The following is an 11,714-nucleotide window of genomic DNA, read 5'->3' on the forward strand; positions in this document are numbered from 1 at the left end:
GCAAAGGAGGATCGACATGGCTGCCAACGATCCGATCTTCGGGATTGCGGGCGACGCATTGCGGCTGCGGTCGCAGCGCATGGCGTTGCTGGCGTCCAACATCGCCAATGCCGCGACCCCGAACTACAAGGCGCGCGACTTCGACTTCCAAAAGGCCCTCACCGCCGCCAATGCCGGCAGCGCGGCGGAAACGGCGGCCAACGGCGCGCTCGGCTATCGCGTGCCGCTGGAAACGTCGCTCGACGGCAACACGGTGGAGCTGTCTACCGAACAGACCCTGTTTGCCGAGAACGCGGTCCAGTATCGCACCACGCTCTCCTTCCTCCAGGGGCGCATGTCGACCCTGATGACCGCGATCAAGGGGGAGTAAGCCATGCGCACGCCCACCAACCTGTCGGTGTTCGACATTGCCGGGCGCGCCATGTCGGCGCAGCTCGTGCGGCTCAACACCACGGCGTCGAACATGGCCAATGCCGGATCGGTCTCCACCACCAAGGAAGGCGCCTTTCGCGCGCTGAAGCCGGTATTCGCCACCGTCGGCGCGCAGCCGGGCGTGGCGACCGTCCAGGCCAGCAAAGTGGTCGCCTCGCAGACCGAGCCGACCCAGCGCCACGACCCCAACAACCCGCTGGCGGACAAGGACGGCAACGTCTGGGACGCAGGCGTGGACCAGGCGTCCGAGCTCGTCGAGATGATGGAGAGCGCGCGCCAGTATCAGAACAACGTGCAGGTCCTCCAGACCAGCAAGTCCCTCATCATGGAAACCTTGAGGCTCGGCAAATGAGCAGCATTTCTACCGGTAACAGTTACCTCGACTCGCTGAACGCTGGCGCGAAGACCGCGGCGTCGGCGGGCAAGTCGAACAAGACGATCGACCAGGCCGGCTTCCTGAAGCTGCTGACCACGCAGCTGACCACGCAGGATCCGACCCAGCCGGTCGACAATTCGCAGATGGCCGCGCAGATGGCGCAATTCTCCAGCGTCACCGGCATTGCCGAGATGAACCAGTCGCTGAAGACCATGGCGAGCGACCTGGCAGCCTCCCGCTTCGGCGACGCATCGGGCTGGATCGGCCGCGCGGCGCTGGTGGACGGCAGCATTGCCGCGCCCGCCACCAACGGCGCCTATGCGGGCCAGATCTCGCTGCCGGCGGATGCCAAGGACGTGACGCTGTCCCTGATCGATGGCGCCGGCCAGACCGTCTACGCCAAGTCGCTGGGCGCCAAGTCGGCCGGCGACGTATCGTGGGCGTGGGACGGCAAGGACGCGAATAGCGGCGAACTCGCCAACAAGGGCCCGCTGCGCGTCATCGTCACCGCCGCCGGCACGGACAACAAGCCGGTGCCGCCGACGCTCTCGACCTGGACGGAGATCCAGTCGGTCCAGTCGCCCGCCACCGGCAGCACCAGGCTCAACACCGTCCTCGGCCAGTTCGCGCCGTCCGACGTGCTCCAGCTTTCCTGATCTCACGCTCTTCCCGAGGAGTAATCCATGACCTTCTTCACCTCGCTGTCCGGCCTCAAGGGCGCGCAGTCCGACCTGGGCGTCATTTCCAACAACGTCGCCAACGTGGCCTCGATCGGCTTCAAGAAGAGCCGCGCGGAATTCGGTGACCTCATCTCCGCCTCGCCGCTCCAGTCGGGCAACGTCGCCGGCCAGGGCACGCGCCTGAAGTCGATCAGCCAGCAATTCACGCAGGGCGGCTTCCAGACGTCCGACCGCGCGCTGGACCTCGCCATTTCCGGCCAGGGCTTCTTCGTGACCAAGAGCGACAGCCAGATGAGCTTCACCCGCAACGGCGCGTTCAGCATCGACGAGAACCGCTATCTGGTCGACAGCAACGGCGCCAACGTGCAGGTGCTGCCGGTCGACAGCCAGGGTTCGGTCACCGCCGCCGGCATCTCGTCCGCGCAGAGCCTGCAGGTTCCGCTGAGCGCCGGTACGCCGCGCGCCAGCACCACGCTGGACCTGTCCGCGACCTTTCCGACGGATTCGGACCTGCCGGCCACGCGCGACGCCTACAGCACGACCATTCCGTACAAGTTCGATCGCTACGACACCAAGAGTTACAATTATTCGAGCGCGACGACGGTCTATGACTCGGCCGGCAACCCGCAGCAGGCAACCCTGTATTACGTCCGTACGGCGGCACCCGGCTCCACGACCAAGACGCCGGTAGTGGACGCCGATGGTGCGCCGGTGCTCGGGGCGGACGGCAAGCCGACCTACACCAGCAGCACGTCGACCAGCAGCAAGTGGGAAGCCCACCTGTTCATCGGCGACCAGGAAGCGAGCGCGGACGGTTCAACCGTTACGAATCCGCCCAAGCCGCTGGAGCTGACCTTCTCCACCGAAGGTTCGCTGACCGCACCCAGCGGCTCGATCCAGTTCTCGCAGGTGCTGCCTTCGGGTGCGGCGGAGCCGATCGGCCTGAAGCTGACCTATGGCAGCGCCACGCGCCAGGCGGCGTCCACCTTCACGCCCGGATCGTTCCGTCAGGACGGCCGCGCGGCGGGCCAGCTCAACAACGTCGCGGTCGGCACCGACGGCCTCATCACCGCCACCTTCTCCGACGGCACGACGCAGAAGATCGGCAAGCTGATGATCGCCAATTTCGCCAACCCGAACGGCCTGCGCCAGCTGGGCGACAGCCGCTGGGGCTCCACCGGCCTGTCCGGCGAGGCGATCGTGTCGGAAGCGGGCTCGGGCTCGGCCGGGCTGATCCAGTCGGGCGCGCTGGAGCAGGCGAACGTCGACATCACGGAGGAGCTGGTCGCGCTGATCTCGGCGCAGCGCAACTTCTCCGCCAACGCCAAGGCGATCGAGACGGGCAACAACATGACCCAGACGATCATCAACCTGCGCAGCTGATAGGCGACGCGAAAGGGGCCTGACCGATGGACCGGCTGATCTATTCCTCCCTGGCGGGGATGCGCGGCGCGATGGCGCGCCAGACCACGACCGCCAGCAACCTGGCCAACGTGAACACCACCGGCTTCCGCGGCGAGATCAATGCCGCGGAGACGCTGTGGCTCCGCGGCGGCAAGCTGGAGGCACGCGCGACCACGTCGAGCGAGGTCACCGGCGCCAACATGTCGGCGGGCCCCGTCAGCGAGACCGGTCGCGAGCTGGACATCGCCATGAACGGCGACGCGCTGCTGGCGGTGCAGGCCAAGGACGGTTCGGAGGGCTATACCCGCCGGGGCGACCTGCAACTGACCGACAGCGGTCTGCTGACCACGGGCGACGGCGCGCCGGTGCTGGGGGAGGGCGGCCCCGTCACCCTGCCACGGGCCGACAGCATCACCATCAGCCAGGACGGCCAGATCTGGATCGTGCCCCAGGGCGGCGATCCCAAGGCCCCGCAGGCGGTGGAGAAACTGAAGCTGGTCACCGCCGCCGGGTCGCAGGTCGCCAAGGGGCTGGACGGCCTGTTCCGCGTCAAGGGTGAGGGGGCCTTGCCGTCCGATCCCGACGCCCGGCTTACGCCCAAGAGCCTGGAAGGCTCCAACGTCAACGCCACCCAGACGCTGGTCGACATGATCGACGCATCCCGTTCGTGGGAGGCCCAGGTCAAGATGCTCACCACGGCGCAGGATCTCGACAAGTCCGCCGCCGACCTCATGCGCCTGCCCGATTAAGGACCGATCCCGATGACCAACGCTGCTCTCCACGTCGCCCGCACTGGCCTTGACGCTCAGAACGAGCGGATGCGCGTGATCGCCAACAACCTGGCGAACGTGAACACGACCGGGTTCAAGCGCGACCGCGCCCAGTTCGAGACGCTGGCCTACCAGTCGATCACCGCGCCCGGCGCGCCGTCGTCCGACCAGAACAAATATGCCACCGGCCTCAACCTCGGCTCGGGCGTGCAGATCATGGGCACGGCGCGGATCGATTCGCAGGGATCGATGCAGACCACCGGCAATGCGCTGGACATGGCGGTGGAAGGCAATGGCTTCTTCCAGGTGCTGCGCCCGGACGGGTCGACCGCTTATACCCGCGACGGCAATTTCAACCTGAGCGCGGACGGCACCATCGTCACGTCGGACGGCCTGCCGCTCCAGCCGCAGATGCAGATCCCGGACGGCGCGCAGCAGATCACGATCGGCGCCGACGGCACCGTCTCCGCGACGTTGCAGGGGCAGACCGAGGCGACGGTGATCGGCAAGGTCCAGCTGGCGCGCTTCACCAATCCGGCGGGCCTGCAATCGGCCGGCAACAACCTGCTGACCGAAACCGCCGCTTCGGGCGCGCCGCAGGTGGGCGATGCCGGGGTCGATGGCCGCGGCGCGATCCGCCAGGGCAATCTGGAAGCCTCCAACGTCAACATCGTGGAGGAGCTGGTCGACATGATCGAGACCCAGCGCGCCTATGAGGTCAATTCCAAGATGATCAAGGCGACGGACGAAATGCTCCAATACGCCAACCAGCAGCTGTGAGGGGAGGGGCCGTGACGCGATCCATCCTCCTCCTCGGCGCGGCGGTGACGCTGGCCGTGTCGCCGGCGCAGGCCGGCCTGTTCGGCGGCGGCAAGGCCAAGGCGCAGCAGCAGCGCGCCGAATATGCGCCCACCATGGTGCCGATGGCGGTCGCGCCGCCGGTCGCGGACGGCGCGATCTTCCATGCCGCCAACGGCTATGCCCCGCTCACCTCCGGCCAGCGCGCGGCGACGGTGGGCGACGTGCTGACCATCATCCTCGCGGAAAAGACGCAGGCGGTGAAGAGCAACAGCGCGTCCACCGACCGCAACGGCTCGATCGGCCTGACCCCGCCGTCGGCTGGCCCGCTGGCGCTGTTCAGCCCGGCCGAGGCGTCGGTCAGCGGCGGCGGCAGGTTCGACGGCAAGGGGGCAGCCGCGCAGTCCAACGCGCTGTCGGGCGAGATCAGCGTCACCGTGGCGCAGGTCTATCCCAACGGCACGATGCTGGTACGCGGCGAGAAGCTGCTGACCCTGAATCGCGGTGACGAGCAGATCCGCATTTCGGGCATCGTCCGCGCGGCCGACATCGACCTCTATAACCGCGTGCCGTCCACCCGCGTCGCCGATGCGCGCATCAGCTATTCGGGTACGGGCGAGATCGCGCGGGCAAGTCGTCAAGGCTGGCTTAACCGTTTCTTTTCAATCTTGAGTCCATTTTAGGCGCCATGATGAGGATCTTGAGCGCCCTTTTCGCCCTTTTGCTGATCACCGCGCCCGCCATGGCCGAGCGAATCAAGGATCTCGGCCACTTTCAGGGGCTGCGGTCCAACCAGCTTACCGGCTACGGCATCGTGGTCGGCCTGGCGGGTACGGGCGACGACAATCTGGAATATACGACCCAGGGGATGCGCAGCGTCGCGTCCCGGTTCGGGATGCAATTGCCGGCGGGCGTCAATCCCGCGCTCAAGAATGCAGCAGCGGTCATCATCACCGCTGATCTGCCCGCCTTCGCCAAGCCGGGCGAGAGGCTGGACATCACGGTCGCCGCGATGGGCAAGGCCAAGTCGCTGCGCGGCGGCACATTGCTGATGTCGCCGTTGCAGGGCGCGGATGGGCAGATCTATGCCATGGCGCAGGGCAATCTCGCTGTCGGCGGGCTCGGCATCGATGCGGCGGACGGATCCAAGATCACGGTCAACGTGCCGACCGCCGGGCGTATTCCCGGCGGGGCGACGGTGGAGCGTGCGGTGGATGCGGGCTTCGCGACCACGCCCGAACTGCGCTTCAACCTGGCGGAGGCGGACCTGACTACGGTAGGCCGCGTCGCCAATGCCATCAACGCCAGCCTGGGCGCCGGACGTGCGCGCGCGATAGACGCGGTGACGGTGGCGATCGCCGCCCCGCAGGGTGCGGAGTTGCGCACCGCTTTGATGGGGCAGATCGAGGATCTGTCGGTCGATCCCGCCGATGCGGCGGCCAAGGTGATCGTGAATGCGCGCACCGGCACGGTCGTCATCAACGGCGCGGTCCGTATCGCGCCGGCCGCCGTTACGCACGGCAAGCTGACGGTCAAGGTCAACGAGAATTACCGCGTGTCGCAGCCGGAAGGCTTCAGCCGTGGCCAGACCGCGGTCGTGCCGAAGAGCAATATCGATGTCGAGGAGGAACGCCGCCCGATGTTCCGTTTCGCCGGCGGCGCGAGCCTGGCCGACATCGTCAAGGCGGTGAACGCCATCGGCGCGTCGCCGGCCGACCTGGTCGCCATCCTGGAGGCACTGAAGGAAGCCGGCGCGATGAAGGCGGAACTGGTGGTCCTGTGACGACGCCGATCGCCTCCGTCACGCAGGGTCTCGCCCCGGCTGCTTCCAAGGTCGATCCGGCCGAGCTGAAGCAGCTGAAGGAGACGGCCAAGCAGTTCGAGGCGGTGTTCCTGCGCCAGCTGATCGGGACCATGCGCTCGGCCAGCCTGGGCGACGGCGTGTTCGATTCCAGCTCCACCGAACAGTTCCGCGACATGGCGGATGCCCGCACAGCCGAAGCCATGGCGGGCAAGGGCGCACTGGGCGTCGCCGACCTGCTGGTGAAGCAGTTCGGCGCGCGGCTCGCCACCACCACGCCCAAGGATGCGGCCCCGACGCCGGCCGCGCCCAAGGATGAGGGCCCGGCAAAGTGACCGACATCCTCTCCATCGGCCGCTCGGGCCTGCTCGCCTATCGCGATGCGATTGCGGGCGTGTCGGAGAATGTCGCCAACGCCAATACGGACGGCTTCGCCCGGCGTCAGGTGACGCTGAAGGAGCAATATAGCAACACCGGTCCGACTTTCCTGTCGCGCAGTGCCGGCAACTTCAACGGCGTGCAGGCGGCGTCCGTCTCCCGCGTGTGGGATCAGTATCGCGCCGCCAATGCGTGGAGCGCGAATTCCGATGCCTCCATGGCAAGCGCGCGTTCGCAATGGATGGGCACGGTCGAGGACGGGCTGAACGACGGGGATTCGGGGGTGGGCGTGAAGCTCACCGCCATCTTCACCAGCGCCGCCACCCTGGCGTCCAACCCCAATGACGCGACGCTGCGGCAGAGCCTGCTCTATGCGGTGGGCGAGGGCGCGGCGTCGATCACCCGGACGGAGGCCAACCTCCACAAGATCGGCGACGGCCTGTCCAGCCAGGCCAATACGCTGGCGGCGCAGACCAACGATGCGCTGGTGGCGCTCGGCCGGGTCAACGTGGCGCTGAAGACCGCGCCAGAGGGCACATCCGGCCGCGCCTCGCTGGAGGATCAGCGCGACAGCCTGATCCAGACGATCAGCTCGGCGGTCGGTGTCGACGTGACCTTGGACAAGTTCGGCGCGGCCGAACTGCGGCTGAACGACAATGGCGGCCCGCTGCTGCTCGGCTCCGCCCGCAACGACGTCGGCGCGATCGAGGTGCAGACGGCAAGCGACGGTCGCCTCGCCTTCGGTGTGCAGATGTATGACAGCGGCAGCCCGGTGACCGTCACCGCCGGTACGCTGGCCGGCATGGCCGATGCCGCGACGGTGATCTCCGACCGGCGACGGCAGCTCGACGGCCTGGCCGGATCGCTCGCGAGCGACCTCAATGCCTGGCAGGCGCAGGGCAAGGACCTGAAGGGGGCGGCCGGCAAGCCGCTGCTGACCGGCACCACCGCCGCCACGTTGGCGATCGCGATCAGCGATCCGGCCGAAATCGCCGCGTCGGACGGCAAGACCGCCAATGGCAACCTGGTCGCGATGCAGACGCTGCGCGGCAATGACGGCGTGGAATCCGGCTGGCGCGTGATCGTGTCGGATCAGGCGCTGCGTGTCGCATCGACGGAGGCGCAGGCCAAGACCGCCGGCACGCAGAAGGACAGCGCCTATACCGCGCTGGACAATGTGTCGGGCGTGGACCTGGACAATGAGGCCGCGAACCTGATGCGCTTCCAGCAGGCCTATTCCGCCTCCGCCAAGATCATCCAGGCGTCGCGTGAGACGCTGCAAGACATTCTCGCGCTCTTCTAGGGATCCACGTCATGCTCAGCGCCACACGCTATCGCGCCACCGTGGAGATCGGTCGCCAGAACGACCTGACGTCCGACATCGCGAAGCTCCAGCAGTCCATTTCCAGCACCAAGCGGCTGTCCAAGGCGTCGGACGATCCCGCCGCAGCGACCCGCATCAGCGAGCTTCGCCAGGTGCAGGCGGACGAGCTTGTGTGGAAGAACAACATCAACACCGGTGCGTCGGTCGCGGCGGCGGTGGACAACCGCCTCGGCGGCATCGGCGACGTGCTGAACCGCGCCAAGGAACTGATCCTGCGCGGCCGCAACGATTCCACCTCTCCCTCCGACCGGCAGGCGATCGCCCTCTCCCTGCGGGAACTGGCGACCGACCTGGATTCGAGCGCGACGGCGACCGACAGCTCCGGCAACGCGCTGTTCCCGACCGATCCGGCGTTCGGCATTCCCGTGTCCGAAACGCTCAGCCTGCCGGCGACGGTGACGCGATCCGACGTGTTCGACAATATCCCGACCGCGGACGGACCCCAGTCGTTGCAGCAGATGCTGCGCGGTGCGGCGGACGCCATCGTCAACACGAACCTGACCCAGCGCGCGACCGACGTCGCCGCATCGGTGGCGGCGGTAGACAACGGCATCGCGCACGTGATCGCGGTGCGCACCGACCAGGGCATCCGCGCCGCGCGCTTCGACGAAGCACGCGACTCGCTGGAAACCCGTGTCGAGCAGCACAAGGAGGAACGCTCCGTGCTGGAAGACACGGATCTGACCTATGCGCTCAGCACCATCCAGGCCAAGCAGCTGTCGTTGCAGGCGGCGCAGACCGTGTATGCGCAAACCATGAAGAGCACCCTGTTCGATCTGATCGGCTGATCGCGGCGCCGGCAAACCCCGTGTCTGCGTAAACCAGCTCTTCATCATAAAGATCTAGGCATTTTCGTCGTTAATCACGTTGGCGGAACCGGTGCTCGACAGCCCCGACATTCCGGCCGGCGTTTCGGTGAGCGGGGGAATGTTTCGAGATGTTTGCTGCGATCGGCCTGGTGGTCCTGCTCGGCATGGTGTTCGGCGGCTTTGCCTTCACCGGCGGTCACCTGGAACCTGTGCTGGAGGCGATCCCGCATGAGATGATCATCATCGGCGGCGCAGCGGTCGGCGCGATCGTCGCCGGCAATTCGATGAAGGAATTGAAGCAGCTGGGCGGCGGCGTTGCCAAGATCTTCAAGGGGCCGAAATACAACAAGAAGGATTATCTGGAGGTGATCTTCCTGGTGTCCAGCCTGATGAAGATGCTGCGCACCGATGGCCCCGTCGCGCTGGAACCGCATATCGAGGATCCGAAATCCTCCAGCGTGTTCGGCCAATATCCCAAGCTGTTGAAGGACGCGACGCTGGTCCACCTGATCACGGACACTTTGCGGCTGGTCGTGATCTCCTCCGGGACGCTCGATCCCCATGCGGTGGAGGACGTGATGGACAATGCGCTGAAGACGCACCACCATGACGACATCCGCCCGGCGGAAATGCTGCAGGGGCTGGCCGATGCGCTGCCCGCGCTGGGCATCGTCGCCGCCGTGCTGGGCGTGGTGAAGACGATGGGCTCCATCGACAAGCCGCCGTCGATCCTGGGCGCGATGATCGGTTCCGCGCTGGTCGGCACCTTCATGGGAGTGCTGCTGGCTTACGGCATTGTCGGCCCGTTCGCGAACCGCTGCAAGCAGGTGGTGGAGGCGGACGCGGCGATCTACGGCGTGGTGAAGCAGATCATCATCGCCTCGCTCCACGGCCATCCGTTGCCGCTGGTGATCGAGGCCGCGCGCTCGGGCATTTCCCACTCGAACCAGCCGGCCTTTGCCGACGTGTTCGACGGCATGCGGGGTCGCTGAGTCATGGCGGCACCAGCCAAACGGGGCAAGAACGAGCCCGCACCCCGCCCGATCATCGTCAAGAAGATCATCGCCGAGGCGCATGGCGGCCATCATGGCGGCGCGTGGAAGGTTGCCTATGCCGACTTCGTGACGGCGATGATGGCGTTCTTCCTGCTGCTGTGGATCCTCGGCGCCACCACGGAGAAGCAGCGCAAGGGCATTGCCGACTATTTTGCGCCGACCCTGGTCGAAATGAAGCTGAAGAGCGCGGGCTCCAACGGTCCGTTCGGCGGCGACAGCGTGATCGCCAAGGACAATTATCCGCATCGCGCGACCCAGACCGGCAGCAAATCGCTGACCATCCCCAAGGATGCGACCGGCGGCGCGTCGGAAGCGGCGGCGGCGCAGCGGCTGCGCGACCGGGTGCGCTTCGGCTTTCTCAAGAAGCAGATGATGGAGCGCATCGCCAAGGACAAGAATCTGGCCAAGTTTGCGCAGAACATCCGCTTCACCGACACGCGCGAAGGGCTGCGCATCGACCTGGTCGACAAGGCCGATTTCTCCATGTTCGCGGTCGGCACGGACCGGCTGCTGCCGCAGGCGTTCGTGCTGATGGGCAAGGTGGCGCAGGTGATCGCCGGCGTGCCCAATGGCGTGATCGTGCGCGGCCACACCGATTCGCTGCCTTATGCGGCCGGACGTTCGGTCAACAACTGGACGCTATCCAGCGGGCGGGCGGAGGCGACGCGCAAGGCGCTGGCCGACAATGGCGTGCCGGCCGCCCGCTTCGCCCGGATCGAGGGCGTGGCCGATCGTGAGCCGTTCATGCCGAATGACCGCTACGATCCGCGCAACCGCCGCATGTCGGTGACGCTCGCCTGGTCGGGGCCGACCGACGACGCAAACTCGGAGGCCAAGCTGGCGGACAGCGACCCGCGCGCGGGATCGAACGGATAAGGATGTAAGGGTAGGAAGCGCTCGATCGCTGCTCGCTCAGGCGAGCGGCATCGACAGCATGAGGTAAGCGAGCTTGGCCTGTGCCGGCGTCGGCTTCAACAGGTCGACCCGGCCCTGGCCCAGTGCGGACAGCGTGTCCATCGGGGCCGAGCCCGCCTCGGCGATGCCGGACGTGGTGGGATCGGCCGCGGACATGTCGGCATAGGCCAGTTGCACGCCGCCGATCGATCCCGCTCCGGGCAGCGATTGCACGAGGCTGCCGGGCACCAGCGCGCCGGGATCGCTCGCGACGGTCGCGGCGGCGCCGCCACCGTCCATGCCCGCATGGTCCAGCTTGTGGCCCATCAGCGCATAGACCTGGTCCAGCGATCGGGCGCTGCCGTCCCTGGCGTAGAAGATCGAGCGGTTGGCGCGCGCCTCCTGCGGGAACAGGTTGGCGGCGCAGGCCGAGCCGTTGTTGCACTGGGCGCGCAGGAACTTGGTCGCGCCGCCCAGCCCGAGGAAATGGGCGAAGTACAAGTCGGTGCCGTTGGCCGGGCGCCCGAGCGATCGGCCGAGGCTGTCGGCATTGTCGCTGGCATATTCGGCGGCCATCAGGGACGCGGGGCCGGCCTGCTCGCGCAGTCCGAACACCGCCTGGCGCATGGCGGGATCGACGGTGTAGCCGCCGCCGCGCTTCGCCTGGATCGCATCCGCCGCCCAGCCGAGGCCGTGCTTCGCGCCATGCTGTTTCACCACGCCCAGCCAGCTCTGGTCCAGGAACTGGTAGAGGCCGGTCGCGGTCGATCCACTGGCCTTGGCGGCGGGGTTCAGCCCGCTCTCGCTCTTGGCCTGCGCGAACAGGTAGCTGAAGTCCACGCCCGTCCGCTGCGCCGCCACGCCGATCGCTGAGCGCACGTCTTCACGCGCAGCCGACATCATGTTGGAAAGGCGGGTAAGCGTCACAAGCAT

14 protein-coding genes are annotated in these 11,714 nt (G+C 67.1%); 13 read left to right on the top strand and 1 reads right to left on the bottom strand.

The genetic code is table 11. The features are described from left to right. The first annotated feature begins 16 nt into the window (after positions 1-16). From flgB to Q0D93_RS00840, 13 genes are all read left to right on the top strand, one after another. Entirely contained in the window at positions 17-370 is a 354-nt protein-coding gene (gene flgB / locus Q0D93_RS00780; protein ID WP_294389978.1) for a flagellar basal body rod protein FlgB, read from the top strand. 3 nt (positions 371-373) lie between these two features. Beyond that, entirely contained in the window at positions 374-784 is a 411-nt protein-coding gene (gene flgC, locus Q0D93_RS00785) for a flagellar basal body rod protein FlgC (RefSeq protein WP_294389981.1), read from the top strand. Then, on the top strand, positions 781-1,464 hold the full coding sequence (locus Q0D93_RS00790) for a flagellar hook capping FlgD N-terminal domain-containing protein (RefSeq protein ID WP_294389984.1): 684 nt from the start codon (positions 781-783) through the stop codon (positions 1,462-1,464). Before flgC ends, Q0D93_RS00790 begins: the two co-directional genes overlap by 4 nt. A 27-nt stretch (positions 1,465-1,491) precedes the next feature. Next, positions 1,492-2,871, top strand: a complete 1,380-nt coding sequence (locus tag Q0D93_RS00795; protein WP_294389988.1) for a flagellar hook protein FlgE — start codon at positions 1,492-1,494, stop codon at positions 2,869-2,871. A 26-nt stretch (positions 2,872-2,897) separates the two neighbouring features. Beyond that, positions 2,898-3,641 carry a flagellar basal body rod protein FlgF gene (locus Q0D93_RS00800; protein ID WP_294389992.1) on the top strand — a complete coding sequence of 248 codons (744 nt, stop codon included), beginning with the start codon at positions 2,898-2,900 and terminating at the stop codon, positions 3,639-3,641. Positions 3,642-3,653: 12 nt separating this feature from the next. Further along, entirely contained in the window at positions 3,654-4,442 is a 789-nt protein-coding gene (flgG, locus tag Q0D93_RS00805; RefSeq protein ID WP_294389994.1) for a flagellar basal-body rod protein FlgG, read from the top strand. An 11-nt stretch (positions 4,443-4,453) separates the two neighbouring features. Next, complete coding sequence (locus Q0D93_RS00810; protein ID WP_294389997.1) at positions 4,454-5,143, top strand: flagellar basal body L-ring protein FlgH; 690 nt, start codon at positions 4,454-4,456, stop codon at positions 5,141-5,143. A gap of 5 nt (positions 5,144-5,148) precedes the next feature. Further along, a complete protein-coding gene (locus tag Q0D93_RS00815) occupies positions 5,149-6,243 on the top strand; it encodes a flagellar basal body P-ring protein FlgI (protein WP_294390000.1) in 1,095 nt (364 codons plus the stop codon). Positions 6,244-6,308: 65 nt separating this feature from the next. Further along, complete coding sequence (locus Q0D93_RS00820; protein WP_294390641.1) at positions 6,309-6,596, top strand: rod-binding protein; 288 nt, start codon at positions 6,309-6,311, stop codon at positions 6,594-6,596. After that, complete coding sequence (gene flgK, locus Q0D93_RS00825; RefSeq protein WP_294390002.1) at positions 6,593-7,942, top strand: flagellar hook-associated protein FlgK; 1,350 nt, start codon at positions 6,593-6,595, stop codon at positions 7,940-7,942. Before Q0D93_RS00820 ends, flgK begins: the two co-directional genes overlap by 4 nt. A gap of 11 nt (positions 7,943-7,953) precedes the next feature. Then, the gene (locus tag Q0D93_RS00830) at positions 7,954-8,811 is read left to right on the top strand and encodes a flagellin (RefSeq protein WP_294390005.1); all 858 of its coding nucleotides are present in this window, start codon (positions 7,954-7,956) and stop codon (positions 8,809-8,811) included. Positions 8,812-8,960: 149 nt separating this feature from the next. Then, a complete protein-coding gene (gene motA / locus Q0D93_RS00835) occupies positions 8,961-9,824 on the top strand; it encodes a flagellar motor stator protein MotA (protein WP_294390007.1) in 864 nt (287 codons plus the stop codon). 3 nt (positions 9,825-9,827) lie between these two features. Beyond that, complete coding sequence (locus Q0D93_RS00840; RefSeq protein WP_294390010.1) at positions 9,828-10,763, top strand: flagellar motor protein MotB; 936 nt, start codon at positions 9,828-9,830, stop codon at positions 10,761-10,763. A gap of 36 nt (positions 10,764-10,799) precedes the next feature. Here the strand turns inward: Q0D93_RS00840 and Q0D93_RS00845 are convergent, their stop codons facing one another. Then, on the bottom strand, positions 10,800-11,708 hold the full coding sequence (locus Q0D93_RS00845) for a transglycosylase SLT domain-containing protein (RefSeq protein WP_294390012.1): 909 nt from the start codon (positions 11,706-11,708) through the stop codon (positions 10,800-10,802). Positions 11,709-11,714 lie beyond the last annotated feature (6 nt).

This window comes from uncultured Sphingomonas sp. (assembly GCF_934560975.1).
Lineage (GTDB): Bacteria > Pseudomonadota > Alphaproteobacteria > Sphingomonadales > Sphingomonadaceae > Sphingomonas_I.

Coding starts and splice junctions, on each gene's coding strand:
- Q0D93_RS00840 (WP_294390010.1), top strand. CDS start 9,828: ATGGCGGCACCAGCCAAACGGGGCAAGAACGAGCCCGCACCCCGCCCG.
- Q0D93_RS00800 (WP_294389992.1), top strand. CDS start 2,898: ATGGACCGGCTGATCTATTCCTCCCTGGCGGGGATGCGCGGCGCGATG.
- Q0D93_RS00790 (WP_294389984.1), top strand. CDS start 781: ATGAGCAGCATTTCTACCGGTAACAGTTACCTCGACTCGCTGAACGCT.
- flgC (WP_294389981.1), top strand. CDS start 374: ATGCGCACGCCCACCAACCTGTCGGTGTTCGACATTGCCGGGCGCGCC.
- Q0D93_RS00815 (WP_294390000.1), top strand. CDS start 5,149: ATGATGAGGATCTTGAGCGCCCTTTTCGCCCTTTTGCTGATCACCGCG.
- flgG (WP_294389994.1), top strand. CDS start 3,654: ATGACCAACGCTGCTCTCCACGTCGCCCGCACTGGCCTTGACGCTCAG.
- Q0D93_RS00795 (WP_294389988.1), top strand. CDS start 1,492: ATGACCTTCTTCACCTCGCTGTCCGGCCTCAAGGGCGCGCAGTCCGAC.
- motA (WP_294390007.1), top strand. CDS start 8,961: ATGTTTGCTGCGATCGGCCTGGTGGTCCTGCTCGGCATGGTGTTCGGC.
- Q0D93_RS00830 (WP_294390005.1), top strand. CDS start 7,954: ATGCTCAGCGCCACACGCTATCGCGCCACCGTGGAGATCGGTCGCCAG.
- flgB (WP_294389978.1), top strand. CDS start 17: ATGGCTGCCAACGATCCGATCTTCGGGATTGCGGGCGACGCATTGCGG.